This window comes from Tardiphaga sp. vice154 (genome assembly GCF_007018645.1).
GTDB lineage: Bacteria > Pseudomonadota > Alphaproteobacteria > Rhizobiales > Xanthobacteraceae > Tardiphaga.
The window spans coordinates 4,456,336-4,476,101 of sequence record NZ_CP041399.1 but is presented as its reverse complement, the minus strand read 5'-3'; the positions used below and the strand labels follow the sequence as shown (position 1 = coordinate 4,476,101).

The following is a 19,766-nucleotide window of genomic DNA, read 5'->3' as shown; positions in this document are numbered from 1 at the left end:
GCCGCCAGCGACGTGGCGACTTCATCCGGGCTACGGATTCGCGCCTCAGCTGGCCTTCAGCGCCTTGGGATAATGACGCTGCAATACCGCCGTCGGCATCGCATAGGCCTCCTGCAGATCGACGCTCCAGTATTTTAGCTCGTCGAGCGGAATGCGTTCGCCGGTGATGGCGCAATTCACGAAGGTACCAGGCGACACCACGCGAAAATCGCCGTCGAGATATTGCAGCTGCGCCTGGCCGCTGCCGGAGGGGCCGAATTTGTTCAGCACAATGGTATTCCTTAGATCATCCGGCCGCAGCCGGGCAGAGGGTGTCGGTGAATTCCTAGCATAAATGGGGATCCGCCGTCGCCGGTTAAAGGCGGCTAGAACAGCGTGCCCTGATCGACCGGTTTTGTCGTGCGCTTCGGCGCGGCTGGCTTTACCTCCCGGGGCGCCACGGCCGCGCGGTCCATATCTGCGGTGACGCCGACGCGGCCGTCGGCAAACTCCAGGCTGAGGCGGGCGCCGGGGCCGATATTCGCCGCGGCATGCAGCGCGGCGCCGTCGGCGTCGCGCACCAGCGCGAAGCCGCGCGCCAGCACGCTGCGATACGACAAGGCCGCCAGCAACTGCCCGGAGGCCAGCACGCGGGCCTGCTGGCGCTGCACCAATGTGGCCAGCGCGCGACGGGCGCGCTCGCTCAATCGCTGCGCGCGTTCGCGGTCGCGCGCCAGCGCGTTGCGTTGCGCCTGCGCATTGGCAACTTTGGAGGCCTGCAGGCGGATCGACAGCCCGGCAAAGCGATCGCGGCGCTGCCGCAGAGCCGCGCGCGACGCCAGCGTCAGCCGCTCGCCGGACACTGTGAAGCGATGCGTAGCCTGCGCGATCTGGCCGCGCAGCACGCGCAGCGTGAGACCTGCAGAAGCCTGCGCGAAGCGGCGGTGATGCGAACTCGTATTGGCCTTCAGCGCGCGCGGCAGCGAGGCGCCGGCGCCGTCCAGGCGTTGCCGCGGGATCGCCAGCAACTCGCTCAAGGATGGCAGCGCGCGGGTGGCAGCGCGCAGCTCGGTGCGGCGGCGTTCCTGGCCGCGCTGCCAGCACAGCATCATGCGGCGCTCATAGGCCGAGATTTCGACGAACAGTTCGGCGCGCACCGGCACCGCCATTTCGGCGGCGGCGGTCGGCGTCGGTGCGCGCTTGTCACTGGCGAAATCGATCAGCGTGATGTCGGTCTCGTGGCCGACCGCGGAGATCAGCGGGATCATGCTTTCGGCGGCGGCGCGGACCACGATCTCCTCGTTGAACGACCACAAATCTTCCAGCGAGCCGCCGCCGCGCGCCACGATCAGGAGGTCGGGGCGGGGGATCTTGCCGCCCTCGGGCAGCGCGTTGAAGCCATGGATGGCCGCGGCGATCTGCTCGGCCGAGCCTTCGCCCTGCACCTTGACCGGCCAAACCAGCACGCGGCGCGGAAAGCGATCGGCGAGGCGGTGGAGAATATCGCGAATGACGGCGCCGGTCGGCGAGGTCACCACGCCGATCACCTCCGGCAGCCACGGCAATAGCTGTTTTCGCGATTCGTCGAACAGGCCTTCGGCTGACAGCTTGCGCTTGCGCTCTTCCATCAAGGCCATCAGCGCGCCGACGCCGGCCGGCTCGATCGATTCGATGACGATCTGGTATTTGGAGGAGCCGGGGTAGGTGGTCAGCTTGCCGGTGGCGATGACCTCGAGGCCCTCTTGCGGCTTGAACCGCATCTTGCCGTGCACGCCTTTCCAGATCACCGCCTCGATCTTGGCGCCCTCGTCCTTCAGCGCGAAATAGCAGTGCCCGGAGGAATGCGCGCCGCGAAAACCGGAGATCTCGCCGCGCACCCGGACATGACCATAGGCGTCCTCCACCGTCCGCTTCAGTGCCGAGGACAGCTCGGTGACGGTGAATTCGGACGAGTTGGACAGGGCAGCGGGGGATCTGGGCATCGAATCTCGGTTCTCTGGAATGCAGCGAAGGTAGGGTTTTTAACGCGGGATTGCCAATCGAAGCTTGTAATTCAGATAACTCTGGATTAAAGAGTTATCTGTAAATTCATGGTGGGAGGCTGGTCATGGTCAGGAAGATCCTTTCCTTCGGTGTTCGCGTCGTTGTCAGGGGGCTGGCCGCAGCCGGGCTCGTTGCGCTTTTACTGGCTGGGCTGATCGCTACGCCGCTGCATCATCCGCCGGAGCTTCCATCCATTTCGGAAGCCCGTAAATTCGTGGACCTGAGCAACCTGCCGGTTCTGCAGCGCTACGCAGGAAGCGATGGCACGGCGCTGGCCTATCGGCATTATCGCCCGGTGCAGGCCTCTACCGACCGCATCGCCATCGTCGTGCACGGCTCGTCGGGGTCCAGCGGCGGCACCATCCACGCCCTGTCGTCGGCCCTGATGGAGCGTGGCGTGCAGACCTACGCGGTGGATATTCGCGGCCACGGCGCATCGGGCACGCGAGGCGACATCGGTTATGTCGGCCAGCTCGAGGACGACCTTGCCAATCTGGTGGCCGTGGTCAGGCAAGACAACCCGACGGCGCCGCTGACGCTGATTGGCCACTCATCCGGGGGCGGCTTTGCGTTGCGGATCGCAGGCTCCGCCATGCAGAACCTGTTCGATCGCACGGTTCTGCTCGCGCCCTATCTGGGTTACGATGCACCGACCAACCAGCCGGACGGCGGCTGGGCGCGCGCGGACGTCCCGCGGATCATCGGATTGCTGGCGCTTGCCAAGCTTGGAATCACCTGCTGCGACCACCTGCCGGTGGTCGCCTTCGCGGTGCCGCCCGGTTCCACGAACAGGCTGGTGGCGACCTACAGCGAAAGACTGCGCAGCAATTTCGGCACCCATCCTGACTTCCGCACCGATCTGGCTGCCGTCAGCAGACCGATCACTCTGTTTTCCGGCAGTGCTGACGAATTGATGGATTCGGGTAGATATGAAGCGGCGATGCGCAGCGTATTGCCGTCCATCAAGGTCAGGCTGCTGCCGAGCATCAATCACATGGGTATCGTCGCCGACGCCCGCGCCGTGTCGGCTATTGCCGACGATGTCGTCAAATCCGAAGTGAGTTCGCGATGAGTATCGACCGCCGCGAGGCTGCCGCCGCGCTGCATGACATCGACGACATCGTCCAGCGCGTCAAACGCTCCCGCAGCTATCAGCTCGCCAGCCTGATGCTCATGCTCTGGGGACCGCTCATCGCGCTGGGTTACGTGGTGTCGTGGTCGTGGCCGCGCTATGCCGGATATGGCTGGGTGCTGATCGACCTCATCGGCGTCGCCGGGTCCCTCGCCATCAGCGCGCGCAATCGCGCCCGGTCCGGCCAACGCGGCTTCGATGGACGGGTACTCGCCGCGCTGGCGATGTTCTTCGGCTTCGGCCTGTTGTGGAGCATCGGCATCGTGCAGTTGACGCCGCGCCAGCTCGGCGCGTTCTGGCCGATCTATTTCATGCTCGTCTACAGCGTCGCGGGGCTATGGCTTGGCGCGGCCTTCGTCGCCATCGGCCTTGGCATCATCGCGCTGACGCTGGTCGGCTATGTCCTCACCGGGCCGTGGTTCGAATTGTGGATGGCGGTGGTGAACGGCGGCGGACTGCTGCTCGGCGGCATCTGGATGCGGCGGAGCTGACATGGCCGGGCTCGACGATATCATTCACCAGCCGCTGCGGCTGCGCATCATGGCCGCGCTGACGGCGCTGCCGGAAGCGCAGGGCATGGATTTCCCCCGGCTGAAGAAGCTCACCGGCGCCACCGACGGCAATCTCGGTGCCCATATCGAGACGCTGTCCAAGGCCGGCTATGTCGATGTCGCCAAGGCCTTCGTCGGCAAGAAACCGCAGACCACGGTGACCGCAACGGTGGCCGGGCGGGGCGCGTTCGCCCGCCATGTTGCCACGTTGCGCGAGATCATCGCCGGGGCGGGGGATTGAACTGTCATTCCGGGGCGCGAGAGCGCAGCTTGAGCGAACCCGGAATCCCGGGGTGGGACGATGAACATGTCCGGATTCCGGGTCTCCGTCAGCCGGCTTCGCCGTCTGCCGCATCCCGGAATGACGGTGTGCTGCGGTTGCGACGTCCACCGCGCGAGGTTAAACCCTGCGCTTATCCGCATCTTCCGGACGGGCTGCATTCATGAACATTCTCCTTCTCGGTTCCGGCGGGCGCGAGCACGCGCTGGCATGGAAGCTCTCGTCGTCGCCACTGGTGACGAAGCTGTGGTGCGCGCCGGGCAATGCCGGCATCGCCGAGGAGGCCGAATGCGTCGCGCTGGATACGGCCGACCATGCCGCGGTGATCGCATTCTGCCGCGATAACGCCGTGGAGTTCGTCGTGGTCGGGCCGGAGGCGCCGCTGGCGGCCGGCATCGTCGACGATCTCGCGGCCGCCGGCATCAAGGCGTTCGGGCCGAGCAGGGCTGCGGCCCGGCTGGAAGGCTCCAAGGGCTTCACCAAGGACCTCTGCCAGGCCAACGACATCCCGACCGCCGCCTATCAGCGCTTCACCGATGCGGACAAGGCCAAGGCCTATATAAGCGAGCAGGGCGCCCCGATCGTCATCAAGGCCGATGGCCTCGCCGCCGGCAAGGGCGTGGTCGTCGCCGAAACGTTGAAGGACGCGCTCGACGCCATCGACATGATGCTGTCGGGCGGGTTCGGCGAGGCGGGTGCAGAGGCCGTGGTCGAGGAATTTCTGGTCGGCGAGGAGGCCTCGTTCTTCGTGCTGTGCGACGGCGAGCACGCGCTGGCGCTGGCCAGCGCGCAGGACCACAAGCGCGCATATGACGGCGACAACGGCCCCAATACCGGCGGCATGGGCGCCTATTCGCCCGCACCCGTCATGACGGAGGCGATGTGCCAGCGTGCGATGGACGAGATCATTTACCCGACGCTGCGGGCGATGAGCGCGATGGGCGCGCCCTATAAAGGCGTGCTGTTCGCCGGTCTGATGATCACCGAGGATGGCCCGAAGCTGATCGAATATAATTGCCGGTTCGGCGATCCCGAGACCCAGGTCCTGATGATCCGCCTGATGTCGGACCTGCTGCCGGCGCTGATCGCCTCTGCCGATGGCCAGCTCAAGAATTTCGACCTGCGCTGGTTTCCCGATCCGGCGCTGACCGTGGTGATGGCCGCGAAGGGCTATCCCGGGTCTTACGAGAAAGGCACCCGCATCGCCGGCCTCGATCGTGCGGCGAAGATCGAGGGCGTCGAGATTTTCCACGCGGGCACCAAGGCCTCCGGTGACTGGATTCTGTCCAATGGCGGTCGCGTGCTCAACGTCACGGCATCCGGCAAGAGTGTCGCCGAGGCGCAGCGCCGCGCCTATGAGGCGATCGGGTTGATCAACTGGCCCGAAGGCTTCTGCCGCCGCGACATCGGCTGGCAGGCAGTGGCGCGGGAACGTGCAAAAAGGTAGCTTGACACCAAAGTTAAGGCACTAAGTCTACTAACAACCTGAGATGAGGAACCGCACGGCGAGCCGCACATTGGTAGTACTGGAGACAATGATGACCCAGTATTATTTCGACGTGAAGAACGGCATTACCAAGCGCGACCATCGTGGACTTGATCTGAAGAGCGACCTCGAAGCCGTTGCCCAGGCCAAGCGTATTGCCGAAGAGATCGCGGCCAAGCCGGATCAGCATACCCGCCGAGTGTGTATCGTCCGCGAGGATGGCCATGAAGTCATGCAGGTGGACGTACCCGCCGAGAACGAGGCGACGTTAGCGCCGCGCCTGAAAAAACGCTCGTAGCAGGCTCGCCGCCTCGCTTTCGCCAACTGCGGAATAAACCTCCGGCGCGTGGTGGCAGGTCGGCTGCGCAAAGAACCGCACGCCGGAATCGACGCCGCCGCCTTTCGGATCGGCGGCGCCGAAATACAGCCGCCTGATCCGCGCGAACGAAATGGCGCCGGCGCACATCGTGCACGGCTCCAGCGTGACGTAGAGGTCGCAACCATCGAGGCGCTGGTTGCCAAGCCGGCCCGCGGCCTGGCGGATCGCCAGGATTTCGGCATGGGCGGTCGGGTCATTGTCGCGGATGGTGCGGTTGGCCGCGGTCGCGATTACCTCGTTGTTCCGGACGATAACGCAGCCGATCGGCACCTCGCCGGCCGTCGCGGCGTCTGCGGCGGCCTGCAGCGCCAGATTCATGAACGAAAATGAGGTCATCTTGTCTTCGGGGGTGAGGCGATCGCCGCCAGTTCCGCTTTTGCTGATCGCACTTTGCGTCGAACTCTGCTAGGGCTGTGCGTTCAGCACGAGTGGATACCGGTTTTTGCGTGAATGCGCCCGAAAATTGAGCGCGCAACTCGTTCCGCCAGCCCTGTTCCGCACTCAACCGCAATTCAGCCTTAAGCTGCAGTGAGACCTTCATGCCCCGCGACAACGATCGAAATAACGGCCCCTCGCGCGGCCGTCCGCCCGGCAAGTCCGGCGGTGGCGCCAGCAAGGGCCGCTCCGGCGCGGCGCGCGGCCCCGAGAAGAAATTCGCCAAGCGCGACGGTACCTACGCGCCGAAGCCGCACGATGCCGGTGCAGCCGGCGAGCGCAAGACCTATGGCGCCAAACCCTATTCCGGCCCGGGCAAGCCCTATGCCGGCAAGCGCGAGGGCGCAGCCCCGCGCCGCGACGACGACCGCGCCCCGCGCCGCGATTATGGCGACGCGCCGCGTCCCGCCCGCAGCTTCGGCGGCGATCGCCCCGAGCGCAGCGGCGGCGACAAGCGCCCGTACCAGTCCCGCGACGGTGGCGGCGAGAAGCGCCCCTATACGCCGCGCGACGGCGGTGGCGAGAAGCGGCCGTATTCGCCGCGCCCTGCGGGTGGCGACAAGCGTCCGTACCAGTCCCGTGACGGTGGCGGTGAGAAGCGCCCCTACACGCCGCGTGACGGCGGTGGCGAAAAGCGCCCCTACACCCCGCGCGAAGGCGGCGGCGAGAAGCGTCCCTATAGCCCGCGTGGCGACCGTCCCACTTTCAACCGCGATGACCGTGCGCCTCGCAGTGATGCCCGGCCGGCCGGCCGTTCCGACGACAGGAAGTTCGGCGAGAAGCGTCCGTACACCCCGCGCGACGGTGGTGGCGAGAAGCGCCCGTACCAGTCCCGCGATGGCGGCGACAAGCGCCCCTATACGCCGCGCGACGGCGGCGACCGGCCGCGCCCTTCTGGCGACCGTCCTTACAGCGCGCGCCCGTCGCGCGACAATGATCGTCCGCGTTCGGACCGCCCGCAGGGCGATCGTCCCTTCAGCGGCGGCTCCAAATTCGGTGGCGACAAGAAGTTTTCCCGTGGCGCGCCGGATCGCGGCGGTCCGCGCAAGACGTTCGGCGACCGGCCCGATCGCGGCGCGGATCGCGGCGAATCCAAGCCGTGGCAGAAGCGCGAGGAGGGTGATCGCAATGCGCGTCCGTCGCGCGACGGCGCCCGTCAATACGAGCGTCCGAAGTTCGAGCGCACCGAGTTTCCCCGCGTGCATGAAGAGCGTCCGCGCTTCGAGCGCGCCAGCGAGGCCCGTCCGAAATTCGACCGGCCGCGCGAGCGCCCGAGCAACGACTTCCACGAACATCCGCGCAACAATTCCGGCCTCGAGCGGCCGCGTCGCGACAACGAGGATGACAGCCGCATCTTCGCCAAGCGCCCCGCTTTCGGCGGCCGCGGCGACTATCGCGAGCGCAAGCCGGAAGAACGCCGTCCGCCGCGCCCGCCGGCCCCGAAGAAGGACGGCGAGCGCGTCGCGAAAGTCGTGTCGCGCGCTGGCCTGTGCTCGCGCCGCGATGCCGAGGACTGGGTCACGCAGGGCCGCGTCGCGGTCAACGGCCGTATCATCAATTCGCCGGCGCTCGACGTCACCACCCGCGACGTCATCACCGTCGATGGCAAGCCGTTGCCCGCACCCGAGCGCACGCGGCTGTTCATGTATCACAAGCCGCGCGGCCTGATGACCACGCATGCCGATCCCGAGGGACGGCCGACCGTGTTCGACCATCTGCCCGAGCATCTGCCGCGGCTGATCTCGATCGGCCGGCTGGATTTCAACACCGAAGGCCTGCTGCTTCTCACCAATGATGGCGGCCTCGCGCGCACGCTCGAACTACCCGACACCGGCTGGCTGCGCCGCTACCGCGTCCGCGCGCATGGCGAAGTCACGCAGTCGCAACTCGATCAGCTCAAGCACGGCGTCGAGGTCGACGGCGTCAAGTACGGCTCGATCGATGCGACGTTGGAACGCGACCAGGGCGCCAATGTCTGGCTGGTGTTCGCAATCCGCGAAGGCAAGAACCGCGAAGTCCGTAACGTGCTGGCGCATCTCGGCCTCGAAGTGAACCGCCTGATCCGGATTTCCTACGGCCCGTTCCAGCTCGGCGAGCTGGAAGAAGGCGGCGTCGAGGAAGTTAAGACCCGCGTGCTGCGCGAGCAGCTCGGCGAGAAGATCGCGGAAGCGTCGGGTGCGGATTTTGCGCGGCAGATTCCCAGCAAGGGCGATCCGTCGGACGATCCGATCATCGTCAAGAAGCCGGAGTTCAAACGCTCGACCACGGAGGACCGCAAGGGCCGCCGTGTGCTGGTGCAGCGCACCGGCTCGGAAGAATCGCGTACTCGCAATGAGGAAGAAGCGTCAGGCTACGGCCCGCCGAAACGCCCGAAGCGCGGCTATCACGGCAAGCGCGACATCACGCCCCGAAAGGACTGAGTTTGCTGTGCTGGGCTTAGCCATGAGCGACGTTCGATCTTTGTGTGACGCGGCGGCAGTAGTGCTCCCTCCCCCCTTGCGGGGGAGGGTCGGGGAGGGGGGTAGCCGCAAGCCCCGAGCCTGTGGCGCCCCCACCCCCGACCCCTCCCCGCAAGGGGGAGGGGGGCTGACAGCGTTTGCAGCGACGCCTTGCCAACTCAAGCGGGCTTCCTGATGCGCGTCGTCGGTGGGCGGCTGAAGGGCCGCAACATTGCATCTCCTACGACGCAGGCGATTCGTCCCACCGCGGACCGGCTGCGCGAGGCGCTGTTCAACATTCTGATCCATGCCTATGACAATCCGGTGCAGGATGCCCGCGTGCTCGACCTGTTCGCCGGCACCGGCGCGCTCGGCATCGAGGCGGTGTCGCGCGGGGCGGGCTTCACGCTGTTCGTCGACAACGGCGCCGAGGCGCGCGCGCTGTTGCGCAACAATGTCGAGGCGCTGGGGCTCGGCGGCACCACTAAAGTCTATCGCCGCGATGCCGCCAATCTCGGCCCGGCGCATCCGGTCGAGCCATTCTCGCTCGTCTTCCTCGATCCGCCGTACCGCATGAAGCTCGCCGAAAAGGCGCTGGCCTCGTTGCGCGACGGCGGCTGGCTGACGCCGGACGCTTTGCTGGTGGTGGAGGAGGCCAAGAGTGCCGAGTTCAAGGCGCCCGAGCGCTTTGAAGAACTCGAACGCCGCGCCTATGACGATACCGAGTTCACTTTTCTGCGAATTATTTGATCCCGAAGCCAGCGACACATCAGGGCCGTTAAACTTGGCTCGGACCTTTTTCGAACGAAGTCGTTTCTGGTTCGCGTTAAATCGCGAAACAAGCAGAAAATGGACGGTTCTGCTTAGAGCAGAACTGAGGGCGGCGCTGGCTCGCTCGCCATCATTGTAACATCATATCGTTCGATCGAAGAACATGGTCGTGCCGCCGGATTTCAAACGATAGATCTGTGCTGGACGATTGCTTGCGCGCCGCATCTCCCCTTGTATAGGTTCCACGAAATCAGCTTCTGCCATGCGCTTGCGAAAAGCCGACTTGTCGATACGACGACCGAGGATTTGCTCGTAGACGGACTGCAATTCGCTCAGTGTAAATGCGGCGGGCAGAAGATGCACAGGCAATGTTGAATATTCGACCTTGTTCCTGATCCGGGTTAGCGCCGCGCGAACGATATCGGCATGGTCGAACGCGACAGCCACCTCCGTCGTGTCACCTCTGACAGGCCACCAAGCGAAATCGGCGCTGTACTCTTCACGCGAACGAACGTCATCGGCCGAGATCAAGGCCACATAGACGACGCTCACGGTCCAGCCTCGTGGATCTCGTGTGGCGTTCCCTATCGTCTGCAACTGCTCCAGATATGGCGTCTCGATACCCGTTTTCTCGGTCAGCACGCGGCGCGCGGTGGTTTCAATATCGAGATCCTCGTCGACATGAATCCATCCGCTTGGGAGCGCCCACTGACGAGCAAATGGTTCGGCAGAACGCCGAATGAGCAAGACTTCGAGGCCGGCCTGCGACAGCGCAAAAATCGCCAGATCGACCGAGACGATCGGCCTCGCATGGTTTTCATCCAAATTCATGGCCCAGCCTAATCAGTCTCCTTCTTAGTGTAAATTAAAAACTATCTTAATTGACAATATACAATAAGTGGTATTTTTTACTTCTGGCCGGTGCCCGGCTGCCAAACCACAGGGAGGCGGACATGTTAGGTTTTCGTTTCGTCAAGACGCAGCCAACCCAGTATGTGATCCAGTACAGGAACGGTCGGCCCAGCCGAGAGGGTGCCGGGCTGGCATTTTGGTACTTCGCGCCATCCGCCTCGATCGTCGTGGTGCCAACGGCGAGCGTGAACGAGCCCTTTATCTTCCCGGAAGTTACCGCTGATTTCCAGGAGGTCACGATACAGGGCCAGATCACCTTTCGGGTTGCGGATCCGCACCGAACGGCGAAGCTTCTCAATTTCACGCTGGATTCCAAGGGCGGCTATATCTCCGAGGATCCCCAGAAGCTCTCCCAGCGTCTGATCGGGCAGGTTCAGGTCGCCATGCGTGCCGAGGTGCAGGCGTTGACCCTCAAGGAAGTTCTTGCGTCAGGACAGGCGCTAGTCGGCCGGGTCGCAGAACAGTTGCAAACCCATCCAACGGTGGAGGCGCTTGGCCTGGAGTTGCTTGGCCTCTCGCTGCTCGCTGTCAAACCAAAGCTCGAAACGGCCAAGGCTCTTGAGGCGGAAGCCCGTGAGGCGCTGCTGCGCCGTGCTGACGAGGCCGTGTATTCGCGCCGTAATGCTGCTGTGGAGCAAGAGCGCATGATCAAGGAGAATGAACTGGCCACCGAGATTGCGGTCGAAAACAAGAAGAGGCAGGTACGCGAAGCACAGATGGACGCGGAGCGTTCGGTCCAGGAACGAAGGCTGCAAATGGAGCGCGAGCAAATGTCCGGAAGGATCGAGCTTGAGGAGCAGAATAAGGCACTGGTTGCCCTGGCATCGCTCAACTCGCGCGAAGAGGCGGAAACCAAGGCTGCGAACGTTGCAGCAATGATGCGCTCCTTCGGCGGCTCGGACCCCAAGATCCTTCAGGTGCTGGCTTCCGTCGGTATGGATGCAGGACAGCTTATGGCGCTCGCCTTCGGGGATTTCGCTGACAATGCTGCCAAAATTGGACAGCTCAACGTATCGCCAGACCTGCTAAGGGAAATGATACGTCCAGAGGCATCCCGGTGACGCCATGGACGCTTCAGACACCCGCAAGATCGTTCTGATTATTCGTCCAACCCGGCTTGACGAACTGATCACACGGTTCAACACCGTCCAGCAGGCCCAATTTTATGTGGAGCATCTCGGTGCCGACTTCGGGGATTATCTGACCGAACACAGCCAGTACCGCGCCGCCACGGGTGAAGTCGAAGCCATTCTGAGAACTGTCGGACGGGTTCAGCGTGTCGACCGACAGTACCTTGGTAATTTTATTTTCGGGGCTGATGATATCGTGGTGGTCCTGGGCCAGGACGGTTTGGTGGCGAACACACTCAAATATCTGGACCGCCAACACGTGGTAGGCGTGAACCCCGATCCAAAGCGGTGGGACGGCGTGCTGCTGCCATTTTGCTCGGGGGATCTGCGCAAGGTCATGCTCGAGGAGATTGCTAACCGCCGACCGATACGGCGGGTGACAATGGCCAAGGCCTCGCTCAATACCGGCTCAGTGCTCTACGCAGTCAACGATCTTTTCATTGGTCCACGCAGCCACGTTTCGGCCCGTTATACAATCAAGGTCGGTGATCGCGAGGAGCGTCAATCTTCCAGCGGAATCATCGTCTCGACGGGCATGGGGTCGACAGGCTGGCTGAAGAGCCTGTATGCGGGCTGGACAGCCGCGGCGGACACCTTCGGAACGGAGATGCCGGCGCGGGCTCCTGATGCCTCATTTCCCTGGGATGCCAATTTTCTTAATTTTTTTGTTCGTGAGCCTTTCCCCAGCAAAACGACGGGCGCCTCCCTCGTGGTTGGCCGAATTATTCCGCAAAATCCCGTAACCATCGTTTCCGAGATGGCTGAACATGGTGTTATTTTCAGCGATGGCCTCGAGATTGACTTCCTTGAATTCAATGCCGGTACCCAGGCCACGATCGAAGTTGCTGAACGTGTGGGGCTCTTGGTTGCTTGACAGATGGGTTTGTCAGGTGACCGAGAGGTCCCACTATGACGAATGAGCAGGAAAATATCGATGTCTACCTATCCGAACTATACTTGGGATCACGTCCATATTCGCACGCCCGACGTCCAGGCGATGGCGCAGTGGTTCGCCGACACGCTGGGCGCCGAGATCGTGCGGGGACCGGCGCGGACCGACATCAAGCTCGGCGGCGGCATCATCTTCCTCGCGGAAGCCCCTTCAAGCGTCAACCCGCCGCCGGTGACGCCGTATCAGGGTCTCGATCACATCGGCCTGGCGGTGAAGGACATCGATACGGTTGCTGCGTCCTTGAAGGCGAAGGGTATCGAGTTCACGAAGGAGCCGACCACGATCCGCCCGGGCGTGCGGGTGTGCTTCATCCGCGGGCCGCTCGGCATCTCGATCGAGCTGCTGGATCGCGACGCGAAGTATCAGTGAGCTGATCGCGCAACAAACACCTCCGTCATCCTGAGGTGCCGTCGCTCTTGCGACGGCCTCGAAGGATGGCCGCGAGCGCCGGAAATCGTCGCCGCATCCTTCGAGGTGCGCCCTGCGGGCGCCCACCTCAGGATGACGACGGGGAGCTATCTTCTCCCGAACAGCTTCTCGATGTCGCTGAGCTTCAGTTCGACATAGGTCGGGCGGCCGTGGTTGCACTGGCCGGAGTTCGGCGTGTCTTCCATCTCGCGCAATAGCGCGTTCATCTCTTCCGGCTTCAGCCGTCGTCCCGAACGCACCGAGCCGTGGCAGGCCATGGTGGCCGCGACGTGCATCAGCCGGCGCTCCAGCGGCAGCGCCTCGTCCCATTCCGCCATGTGCTCGGCCAGATCGCGCAGCAGCGATCCGGCATTGGTCTTGCCGAGCAGCGACGGCGTCTCGCGCACCGCGACCGCCCCCGGCCCGAAGGAATCGATCGCCAGGCCGAAGCCGGCCAGTTCTTCCGCGCGGTCGAGCAACTGCTCGACAGTCGCCTCGTCCATCTCGACGATCTCCGGGATCAGCAGCAATTGCCGCTGCACGCCGTTCGCGGCAATCGACGCCTTCAGCCGCTCATAGACGATGCGCTCATGCGCGGCGTGCTGGTCGACCACGATCATGCCGTCGCGAGTCTGCGACACGATGTAGTTCTCGTGCAATTGCGCGCGCGCGGCGCCCAGCGGCCGGTCGATCAGGTCGTTGTTCGGCGCCGCCTCTAAGCGCATGTCGGCGGAAGGCCCGCCCACGTCGAAGGCAGCTTGTCCTGGCTCGGCGAGCGCCGCCGAGCCATCGAAGGAGGGCATCGGGCCGACGGGATAGGACGGCGATTGCCGCCAGTCCCAGTTGGCGTCCCGCCGCGGCGGAAAGTTCGGCGAAAAATTCGGTCGGAAGGAATCCAGCACCGCGCCGTCACTATTAGCAGCCGTGCGGCGGCCCTCGCGGGCCAGGCCTTCCTTCAGCGCATGCACGATCAGCCCGCGCACCAAGCCGGCATTGCGGAAGCGCACCTCGGTCTTGGCCGGATGCACATTGGCATCGACCTCCTGCGGGTCCAGCGTCACGAACAAAGCCACTATTGGATGGCGATCGCGCGGCAGATAGTCGGAATAGGCGGCGCGCACCGCGCCGATGATCAGCTTGTCGCGCACCGGGCGGCCGTTGACGAACAGGTATTGCCCGAGCGCGTTCGCCCGCGTCAGCGAGGGGGCGGCGGCAAAGCCCTCGACCATCACGCCTTCGCGCGCGCTGCGGACCTCGATGGCGCTGAGGCGAAACTCCGCACCCAGAATGTCGCCGAGCCGGGTCAATTGCCCGGCCGGGCCGGGGAGTGCGGCGGCCCAGGTCACGGGCGCGCGCTCCTCGCCGGCCATCGAGAAGGCGACGTCCGGCCGCGCCATCGCGAGTCGCCGCACGACTTCACGAATGGCTTCCGCCTCGGTGCGATCGGTCTTGAGAAATTTCAGCCGTGCGGGCGTGGCATAAAAGAGATCGCTGACCTCGACGCGGGTGCCCTGGCTCAGCGCCGCCGGCACGATCGGGGATTTGTCGCCGGCGTCGACATGGAGCGACCAGGCGTGGGGCTCCGAGGCATGCCGCGTCGTGATGCCCAATCGCGCCACCGAGCCGATCGAGGGCAGCGCCTCGCCTCGGAAGCCGAGCGTGCGGATCGCCAGGAGGTCCTCGTCGTCGAGCTTGGACGTGGCATGGCGGTCGGTGGCAAGCGAAAGGTCGGCATGGGTCATGCCGGCGCCGTCGTCGGTGATGCCGATCCGCCTGCGGCCGCCGCCGTCCGTGAAGATGTCGATCCTCGTCGCGCCGGCGTCGATCGCGTTCTCGACCAGCTCCTTCACCACGCTGGCCGGCCGCTCCACTACTTCGCCGGCGGCGATGCGGTTGACGATGGTTTCGGGCAGCTGGCGGACGGGCATGGTTCGACTCGGGAACTGGGAGAGTCAATTTAGGCGGTATGGCCGGGCAAAGGGAGGGCCGGCGGCGATCTCTCCCCGGTGTTATCGCGCCCCGTTCCGTGCGCCGAACACAGCGAATTTATTGTGACGGCGCACGACCGGGTATATCGTTTGGAAAAGCTCTAAAAACGTCAGGGAAACGCCATGTGCACGCTGTTCGCCCACCAGCCGTCGCGCGACTACGAGTCGCAAACCCGCTCCTTGCGGATTGGCGGTCATTGCACCTCGATCCGGCTCGAGATGGCGTTCTGGGACACGCTGGAGGAAATCGCCGCCCAGCAGGGGCTCAGCCTCGCCAAATTCTGCACCATGCTGCACGACGAGGTGCTCGATCACCGCGGCGAGGTCAGCAACTTTGCCTCCTTGCTGCGCTGTTCATGCCTGATCTACCGCGCGCGCGCCGCGATGCCCGCGGCCTTCGACCCCGCGCAGATGATGGCTGCGGCGGAGTAGGAAAGCGCGCTTTTTACCCTCGCCCGCTTGCGGGAGAGGGTGGATCGGACACGCGTCGCGTGTTCGAGACGGGTGAGGGCGGCAGCGAGCCCGTGGCTTCCCCTCACCCGAAGCCTCGCTGACGCGAGGCTCCGACCTCTCCCGCAAGCGGGAGAGGTGAAGGAAGAGCGCTTCATATCTCCTTCTTCTGCATCGCGCCGGCGATGTGGTCGGCCTGGCGGATCGCCAAAGCGACGATGGTCAGGGTCGGGTTGCACGCCGCACCCGACGTGAACTGGCTGCCGTCGGAGACGAACAGGTTCTTGATGTCGTGGCTCTGGCCGAACTTGTTGACGACGCCGTCGCGCGCTTTGGCGCTCATCCGGTTGGTGCCCATGTTGTGGGTGCTCGGATAGGGCGTGGTCGGATAGGTCACGGTGGCGCCGATCGCCTCATAGACCGCCGCGCCCTGTCGGTAGGCGTGGTCGCGCATCGCGATGTCGTTGGGGTGGTCATCGTAATGCACGCTGGCCACCGGCATGCCGAACTTGTCCTTGGCCTTCGGATCGAGCGTGATGCGGTTGGTTTCCTGCGCCATGTCCTCGCCGACCAGCCACATCCCGGCCATCCGCGGATATTGCTCCATCGCGCTGGTGAATGGCCGGCCCCAGGCGCCGGGATTGAGGAACGCCGCCATGAACGGGAGGCCGAGCGACAAGGTCTCCATCTCGTAGCCGCCGAGGAAGCCGCGTGACGGGTCATGCCGCGCTTCGTCGCGGATAATGCCGGCCATGGTGGTGCCGCGATACATGTGCACCGACTTCTCGAACGCGGCATAGACGCTGCCGGTCATATGCCGCATGTAGTTGCGGCCGACCTGGCCGGAGGAGTTGGCGAGGCCGTCGCTGAACATGTTCGAGGCGCTGTTGAGCAGCAGGCGCGGGCTCTCGATCGAGTTGCCGGCCACCGCGATGATGCGGGCGCGCTGACGCTGCGTCTTGCCGGCCTCGTCGGCGTAGACCACCGCGGTGACCTTGCCGGAGGCGTCGTGCTCGATCTTCAGCGCCATGCAGCCCGGCCGTACTTCGAGATTGCCGGTGGCTTCGCCCTTGGGAATTTCGGTGTACAGCGTCGACCACTTGGCGCCGGACTTGCACCCCTGGAAGCAGAAGCCGATCTGCTGGCAGGCGCCGCGGCCGTCGCGCGGCTCACTGTTGATCGCCATGCGGCCGGTATGGACATCCTTGTAGCCGACCTTCTTGGCGCCGGCCTCCATGACCTTGTAGTTGTTGTTGCCGGGCAGGCCGGGGATGTTGTTGGTGCGGGTCACGCCCATCTTGTTTTCGGCCTTGGCGTACCACGGCTCCAGCTCGGCGAGCGTGAGCGGCCAGTCCAGCAGGTTGGCGCCGGGCACGGCGCCATAGATCGTGCGGGTGCGGAATTCATGCTCGTCGAAGCGCAGCGACGCGCCGGCCCAGTGCACGGTGGAGCCGCCGACCGACTTGACGATCCAGGCCGGCAGGTTGGCGAAGTCTTTCGCGACGCGCCAAGAACCAGAGGTGGTGCGCATGTCGGTCCAGGCGAGCTGCGTGAAGCTCTCCCATTCGTTGTTGACGAAGTCCTGGATTTCGTTACGCGCACCGGCCTCCAGGATCACCACCTTGATGCCCTTCTGCGCCAGTTCGTTGCCGAGCGTGCCGCCGCCGGCGCCGGAGCCGACAATTACTACCACGCCATCGTCATTGAGATCGAATTTAGCCATGCTGTATCCTCCCAACCAATTGTTGCGCGATGTCGTTCAGGCTTTCGGCAGCCAGTCGATGTCGTTGAAGCCGCGCTTGATGTAGCCGCCATGTTCGGCCGAGGAGCCCTCGTAGCCAAATTTCGGCCACAGCTGCTCCTGGTTGTAGAGCGACACCACGAGGTCGCCGCGCAAGGTCTTGAAGAACGCGGTCTGCTCGATGCCCTGCAGCAGCACGACGCGGTCGGCCTCCCACGGCACCTGCGCATAGGCGACCTTGTGGCGGTCCTTGGCGTCGGCATCGAGCCGGCGCACGCCGTCTTCCAGCATCGCCTTGACGGCTGGATCGGCGGCGGCCTTGCCATCCCATGGCTTGATGGCGGTGATGTAGTAGCTGTCGCCGAGGAAATCGTGCGGATAGATGTCGCGCGCGACCTTTACCATGGTCTTCAGCGTGGCGGGCGCAAGCGCGGTGGCGTCGGCGGCCCAGGCGTCCTCGATGCCGGCGGCGCCGATGGCGGCGACCACCGGCACGGCGGTCGCTGCGCCCTGCAGAAAGATCCGGCGGCTGTACTGGCCGCGTCGATCGACTTCTCTCATGTGATCCTCCCTGAATAGTTCCTGGTTGTTGTAATTTTCGTCTTATCCGAAACGCCCGCCCTTCTCGATCACCTCGATCTTGTAGCCATCGGGATCGCTGACGAAGAAGAACCGCGCCATGGTGCGGCCGTCATGCTTGAAGTCGCGCAGCGGTCCCGGCGAAAGTCTTTCGCTTTCGAAGCGCGCGTGCTCGGCATCGACGTCGTCGACGACGACGGCGAGATGGCCGTAGCCGTCGCCGATTACATAGGGCTCCTTGCGTCGAAATTCACCGTCAGTTCCAGCTCGAACGGCGACGAGGGGTGGCGCAGATAGATCAGCGCGAAATCCGGCCACGCCAGTCGCTCGGCGATTTCAAGACCGAAGGCGCGGACGTAAAAATCCAGCGCCCGGGTTTCGTCAAGCACGCGGATCATCGAATGCACAGGCTTGGCCATTCAGTTCAGTCCCTTGAGATAGTTAATCACGGCGGCGCGAATCTCCGGCTTCGACTGGCGGTAGGCCATGCTGCTGCCGGCGACGACCGCCTGCGGATTGGTGAGCCAGGCATCGAGCCGGCTTTCGTCCCAGACGAAATGCGCCTGCGCCAGCGCCGGCGAGTAGCGAAAGCCGTCCTGCTTGCCGGCCTCGCGGCCGACGACCTTGTGCAAGGCCGGTCCCTGACGCGGCGGGTCGCTCAGATTGGTGGTGTGACAGGTGGCGCATTGCTGCTTGAACAAAGCGGCGTCATCGAGCGGCTTGGCCGATGGCAGCGCCATCTGCGCGACGGCCACGTCGATCGTCAGCACTGCGCTGAGAAATGTCAGCATCGTCGGAAAGAGGGTGCGCCGCATCATGATATCACCGTTCATGGCGCAGAGCCTAGGTCGCGGCGCGACCGCAGTGGTAGTAGCGGGCTGTTGTCGGAGCGAACAAACCAGCGTCGGCCGGCGGGGGCTTCGCCGCATATATGACGCAGCCGGGCAAACCGTCGCGCAATGACCGCATCCTGTCTGCACTGCGGACACATGCGGGGACTTCCTTGAGCCTTGCGTCGCCCGCAAGACATGCTCGTGCGATCGACGGTCCCGCCACCGGTGGGCGGCGCAATTTCTGCGGCACTGTCCTCGCGCGACCAACCCAGGAGAATCGAATGAAGATTGTGAAAACTTCGGCGATCGCCTTTACGCTTTCGGCCATGCTGGCCGGCCCTGTTCTGGCGCAGGGCGCCGGATCGACAACGCCACCCTCAGGGATGACGCAGCAGGGCGGCGCCATGCAGCGCGGCCCGGCCGGAGGCGCCGACACCGAAATGAATGCCCAGACGCCCGGCGCCAAGGCGGGGGCTGCGACCAAGGGCACGGTAGGCTCCGGCAGCGGCGGAACGGCGCGCGGCACGGCCGGCGCGACAGGCCGAGCGGCGCCGGAGGCTGCGCCCAACGGACTCGACGCCGGCGGTGCCGCATCGACGACCAAACGCCATTAGCGCGATCTGACGCCAGGATGGCTCGCGGCCAACGCGAGCGCGACCACGGCCCTTCCGCAAGGAAGGGCCGTTTTCGAATGCTACGTCAGTCGTCGTAACCGCCGGAGCCGCGCTTCGACTTGACGTCGCTGCGGCGCTTCTTGCCTTCCAGCCGGCGGGTCTTCGAGCCCAAAGTCGGCTTGGTCGGCCGCCGCGTCACGGGGCGGAACGCGGCCTCGGCCAGCAGTTCGGTGAGCCGCTCGATGGCGTCGGCGCGGTTACGATCCTGGGAGCGGAAGCGCTGGGCGTGGATCACGATCACGCCGTCCTTGGTCATGCGCTGGCCGGCCGCGACGCGCAGCCGGATCGCCATGTCCTCGGGGATATCCAGCTTGCGGCTGTCGAAGCGCAGTTGCGCCGCGGTCGAGACCTTGTTGACGTTCTGCCCGCCGGGACCCGACGCGCGCACGAACGTCACCTCGATGTCGTCCTCGTCGATGGAAAGATTTCGCGCGATCCGCAGCATGGGGCACCAAAGCGATCTCCGGGACGGGAATCGGCAAATCGCATAATATCGGATTTGGCGTAGTTTTGCTTTGCCGAAGCACACTCCCCGTCATCCTGAGGCGCCCGCCGTCTTCGGCGGGCCTCGAAGGATGGAGGCGGGCGCTGAGGTTGCGGCCATC

21 protein-coding genes and 1 pseudogene are annotated in these 19,766 nt (G+C 64.6%); 12 read left to right on the top strand and 10 right to left on the bottom strand.

Annotated features, from left to right (window positions below; all coding sequences use genetic code 11):
• Window positions 1–45: 45 nt before the first annotated feature.
• The gene (locus FIU28_RS20990) at window positions 46–270 is read right to left on the bottom strand and encodes a DUF2093 domain-containing protein (RefSeq protein ID WP_143575066.1); all 225 of its coding nucleotides are present in this window, start codon (window positions 268–270) and stop codon (window positions 46–48) included.
• A gap of 95 nt (window positions 271–365) precedes the next feature.
• Window positions 366–1,961: an exodeoxyribonuclease VII large subunit gene (gene xseA / locus FIU28_RS20985; RefSeq protein WP_143575065.1), complete on the bottom strand. Its 1,596-nt coding sequence runs from the start codon at window positions 1,959–1,961 to the stop codon at window positions 366–368.
• Between the two features lie 125 nt (window positions 1,962–2,086).
• Here xseA and FIU28_RS20980 point away from each other — a divergent pair, with 125 nt between their 5' ends.
• From FIU28_RS20980 to FIU28_RS20960, 5 genes are all read left to right on the top strand, one after another.
• Window positions 2,087–3,094 (top strand): alpha/beta hydrolase, encoded by a 1,008-nt coding sequence (locus tag FIU28_RS20980; protein ID WP_143575064.1) that lies wholly within the window; start codon window positions 2,087–2,089, stop codon window positions 3,092–3,094.
• On the top strand, window positions 3,091–3,645 hold the full coding sequence (locus tag FIU28_RS20975; protein WP_143575063.1) for a hypothetical protein: 555 nt from the start codon (window positions 3,091–3,093) through the stop codon (window positions 3,643–3,645). Before FIU28_RS20980 ends, FIU28_RS20975 begins: the two co-directional genes overlap by 4 nt.
• Before the next feature lies 1 nt (window position 3,646).
• A complete protein-coding gene (locus FIU28_RS20970; RefSeq protein WP_143575062.1) occupies window positions 3,647–3,946 on the top strand; it encodes a winged helix-turn-helix domain-containing protein in 300 nt (99 codons plus the stop codon).
• Window positions 3,947–4,148: 202 nt separating this feature from the next.
• The gene (purD, locus tag FIU28_RS20965; RefSeq protein ID WP_143575061.1) at window positions 4,149–5,432 is read left to right on the top strand and encodes a phosphoribosylamine--glycine ligase; all 1,284 of its coding nucleotides are present in this window, start codon (window positions 4,149–4,151) and stop codon (window positions 5,430–5,432) included.
• A gap of 91 nt (window positions 5,433–5,523) precedes the next feature.
• Window positions 5,524–5,769: a DUF6894 family protein gene (locus tag FIU28_RS20960; RefSeq protein WP_143575060.1), complete on the top strand. Its 246-nt coding sequence runs from the start codon at window positions 5,524–5,526 to the stop codon at window positions 5,767–5,769.
• Here the strand turns inward: FIU28_RS20960 and FIU28_RS20955 are convergent.
• Window positions 5,740–6,186, bottom strand: a complete 447-nt coding sequence (locus FIU28_RS20955) for a nucleoside deaminase (RefSeq protein WP_143575059.1) — start codon at window positions 6,184–6,186, stop codon at window positions 5,740–5,742. The two genes, FIU28_RS20960 and FIU28_RS20955, sit on opposite strands and share 30 nt — an antisense overlap.
• Window positions 6,187–6,389: 203 nt before the next feature.
• Here FIU28_RS20955 and FIU28_RS20950 point away from each other — a divergent pair, with 203 nt between their 5' ends.
• Both FIU28_RS20950 and rsmD read left to right on the top strand, forming a co-directional pair.
• On the top strand, window positions 6,390–8,705 hold the full coding sequence (locus FIU28_RS20950) for a pseudouridine synthase (protein WP_143575058.1): 2,316 nt from the start codon (window positions 6,390–6,392) through the stop codon (window positions 8,703–8,705).
• A gap of 213 nt (window positions 8,706–8,918) precedes the next feature.
• Window positions 8,919–9,473, top strand: a complete 555-nt coding sequence (gene rsmD, locus FIU28_RS20945; RefSeq protein WP_143576321.1) for a 16S rRNA (guanine(966)-N(2))-methyltransferase RsmD — start codon at window positions 8,919–8,921, stop codon at window positions 9,471–9,473.
• A 162-nt stretch (window positions 9,474–9,635) separates the two neighbouring features.
• Here the strand turns inward: rsmD and FIU28_RS20940 are convergent, their stop codons facing one another.
• On the bottom strand, window positions 9,636–10,325 hold the full coding sequence (locus FIU28_RS20940; protein WP_143575057.1) for an NUDIX hydrolase: 690 nt from the start codon (window positions 10,323–10,325) through the stop codon (window positions 9,636–9,638).
• A 122-nt stretch (window positions 10,326–10,447) separates the two neighbouring features.
• Here FIU28_RS20940 and FIU28_RS20935 point away from each other — a divergent pair, with 122 nt between their 5' ends.
• From FIU28_RS20935 to FIU28_RS20925, 3 genes are read left to right on the top strand one after another with little or no spacing between them, the layout of a single operon-like run.
• On the top strand, window positions 10,448–11,467 hold the full coding sequence (locus tag FIU28_RS20935; RefSeq protein WP_143575056.1) for an SPFH domain-containing protein: 1,020 nt from the start codon (window positions 10,448–10,450) through the stop codon (window positions 11,465–11,467).
• Window positions 11,468–11,471: 4 nt separating this feature from the next.
• Window positions 11,472–12,410 carry a sugar kinase gene (locus FIU28_RS20930; RefSeq protein WP_143575055.1) on the top strand — a complete coding sequence of 313 codons (939 nt, stop codon included), beginning with the start codon at window positions 11,472–11,474 and terminating at the stop codon, window positions 12,408–12,410.
• Between the two features lie 60 nt (window positions 12,411–12,470).
• A complete protein-coding gene (locus FIU28_RS20925) occupies window positions 12,471–12,857 on the top strand; it encodes a VOC family protein (protein WP_143575054.1) in 387 nt (128 codons plus the stop codon).
• 146 nt (window positions 12,858–13,003) lie between these two features.
• Here the strand turns inward: FIU28_RS20925 and mutL are convergent, their stop codons facing one another.
• The gene (mutL, locus tag FIU28_RS20920; protein ID WP_143575053.1) at window positions 13,004–14,824 is read right to left on the bottom strand and encodes a DNA mismatch repair endonuclease MutL; all 1,821 of its coding nucleotides are present in this window, start codon (window positions 14,822–14,824) and stop codon (window positions 13,004–13,006) included.
• A 183-nt stretch (window positions 14,825–15,007) separates the two neighbouring features.
• On the opposite strand from mutL, the gene FIU28_RS20915 reads away from it, so the two are divergent.
• Window positions 15,008–15,316, top strand: a complete 309-nt coding sequence (locus FIU28_RS20915) for a ribbon-helix-helix domain-containing protein (protein ID WP_143575052.1) — start codon at window positions 15,008–15,010, stop codon at window positions 15,314–15,316.
• A gap of 172 nt (window positions 15,317–15,488) precedes the next feature.
• On the opposite strand, the gene FIU28_RS20910 is transcribed toward FIU28_RS20915, so the two are convergent.
• The 4 genes and pseudogenes from FIU28_RS20910 to FIU28_RS20895 all read right to left on the bottom strand — a co-directional run bounded on the left by FIU28_RS20910 (window position 15,489) and on the right by FIU28_RS20895 (window position 18,394).
• On the bottom strand, window positions 15,489–17,057 hold the full coding sequence (locus FIU28_RS20910) for a GMC family oxidoreductase (RefSeq protein ID WP_143575051.1): 1,569 nt from the start codon (window positions 17,055–17,057) through the stop codon (window positions 15,489–15,491).
• 36 nt (window positions 17,058–17,093) lie between these two features.
• Entirely contained in the window at window positions 17,094–17,636 is a 543-nt protein-coding gene (locus FIU28_RS20905; protein ID WP_143575050.1) for a gluconate 2-dehydrogenase subunit 3 family protein, read from the bottom strand.
• A 42-nt stretch (window positions 17,637–17,678) separates the two neighbouring features.
• Window positions 17,679–18,073: pseudogene (locus FIU28_RS20900) on the bottom strand (VOC family protein).
• Window positions 18,074–18,394, bottom strand: a complete 321-nt coding sequence (locus tag FIU28_RS20895; protein ID WP_143576320.1) for a c-type cytochrome — start codon at window positions 18,392–18,394, stop codon at window positions 18,074–18,076.
• Window positions 18,395–18,768: 374 nt separating this feature from the next.
• On the opposite strand from FIU28_RS20895, the gene FIU28_RS20890 reads away from it, so the two are divergent.
• Complete coding sequence (locus tag FIU28_RS20890) at window positions 18,769–19,101, top strand: hypothetical protein (RefSeq protein ID WP_143575049.1); 333 nt, start codon at window positions 18,769–18,771, stop codon at window positions 19,099–19,101.
• 85 nt (window positions 19,102–19,186) lie between these two features.
• Here the strand turns inward: FIU28_RS20890 and arfB are convergent, their stop codons facing one another.
• The gene (gene arfB / locus FIU28_RS20885) at window positions 19,187–19,606 is read right to left on the bottom strand and encodes an alternative ribosome rescue aminoacyl-tRNA hydrolase ArfB (protein WP_143575048.1); all 420 of its coding nucleotides are present in this window, start codon (window positions 19,604–19,606) and stop codon (window positions 19,187–19,189) included.
• Between the last annotated feature and the right edge of the window lie 160 nt (window positions 19,607–19,766).

What these genes read in the sequence shown, in the direction of transcription:
- FIU28_RS20950 (WP_143575058.1), top strand. Translation starts at nt 6,390, where the DNA reads ATGCCCCGCGACAACGATCGAAATAACGGCCCCTCGCGCGGCCGTCCG.
- FIU28_RS20905 (WP_143575050.1), bottom strand. Translation starts at nt 17,636, where the DNA reads ATGAGAGAAGTCGATCGACGCGGCCAGTACAGCCGCCGGATCTTTCTG.
- FIU28_RS20890 (WP_143575049.1), top strand. Translation starts at nt 18,769, where the DNA reads ATGAAGATTGTGAAAACTTCGGCGATCGCCTTTACGCTTTCGGCCATG.
- FIU28_RS20935 (WP_143575056.1), top strand. Translation starts at nt 10,448, where the DNA reads ATGTTAGGTTTTCGTTTCGTCAAGACGCAGCCAACCCAGTATGTGATC.
- xseA (WP_143575065.1), bottom strand. Translation starts at nt 1,961, where the DNA reads ATGCCCAGATCCCCCGCTGCCCTGTCCAACTCGTCCGAATTCACCGTC.
- FIU28_RS20960 (WP_143575060.1), top strand. Translation starts at nt 5,524, where the DNA reads ATGACCCAGTATTATTTCGACGTGAAGAACGGCATTACCAAGCGCGAC.
- FIU28_RS20930 (WP_143575055.1), top strand. Translation starts at nt 11,472, where the DNA reads ATGGACGCTTCAGACACCCGCAAGATCGTTCTGATTATTCGTCCAACC.
- arfB (WP_143575048.1), bottom strand. Translation starts at nt 19,606, where the DNA reads ATGCTGCGGATCGCGCGAAATCTTTCCATCGACGAGGACGACATCGAG.
- mutL (WP_143575053.1), bottom strand. Translation starts at nt 14,824, where the DNA reads ATGCCCGTCCGCCAGCTGCCCGAAACCATCGTCAACCGCATCGCCGCC.
- rsmD (WP_143576321.1), top strand. Translation starts at nt 8,919, where the DNA reads ATGCGCGTCGTCGGTGGGCGGCTGAAGGGCCGCAACATTGCATCTCCT.
- FIU28_RS20975 (WP_143575063.1), top strand. Translation starts at nt 3,091, where the DNA reads ATGAGTATCGACCGCCGCGAGGCTGCCGCCGCGCTGCATGACATCGAC.
- FIU28_RS20925 (WP_143575054.1), top strand. Translation starts at nt 12,471, where the DNA reads ATGTCTACCTATCCGAACTATACTTGGGATCACGTCCATATTCGCACG.
- FIU28_RS20980 (WP_143575064.1), top strand. Translation starts at nt 2,087, where the DNA reads ATGGTCAGGAAGATCCTTTCCTTCGGTGTTCGCGTCGTTGTCAGGGGG.
- purD (WP_143575061.1), top strand. Translation starts at nt 4,149, where the DNA reads ATGAACATTCTCCTTCTCGGTTCCGGCGGGCGCGAGCACGCGCTGGCA.
- FIU28_RS20970 (WP_143575062.1), top strand. Translation starts at nt 3,647, where the DNA reads ATGGCCGGGCTCGACGATATCATTCACCAGCCGCTGCGGCTGCGCATC.
- FIU28_RS20955 (WP_143575059.1), bottom strand. Translation starts at nt 6,186, where the DNA reads ATGACCTCATTTTCGTTCATGAATCTGGCGCTGCAGGCCGCCGCAGAC.
- FIU28_RS20915 (WP_143575052.1), top strand. Translation starts at nt 15,008, where the DNA reads ATGTGCACGCTGTTCGCCCACCAGCCGTCGCGCGACTACGAGTCGCAA.
- FIU28_RS20895 (WP_143576320.1), bottom strand. Translation starts at nt 18,394, where the DNA reads ATGGCGCTGCCATCGGCCAAGCCGCTCGATGACGCCGCTTTGTTCAAG.
- FIU28_RS20940 (WP_143575057.1), bottom strand. Translation starts at nt 10,325, where the DNA reads ATGAATTTGGATGAAAACCATGCGAGGCCGATCGTCTCGGTCGATCTG.
- FIU28_RS20910 (WP_143575051.1), bottom strand. Translation starts at nt 17,057, where the DNA reads ATGGCTAAATTCGATCTCAATGACGATGGCGTGGTAGTAATTGTCGGC.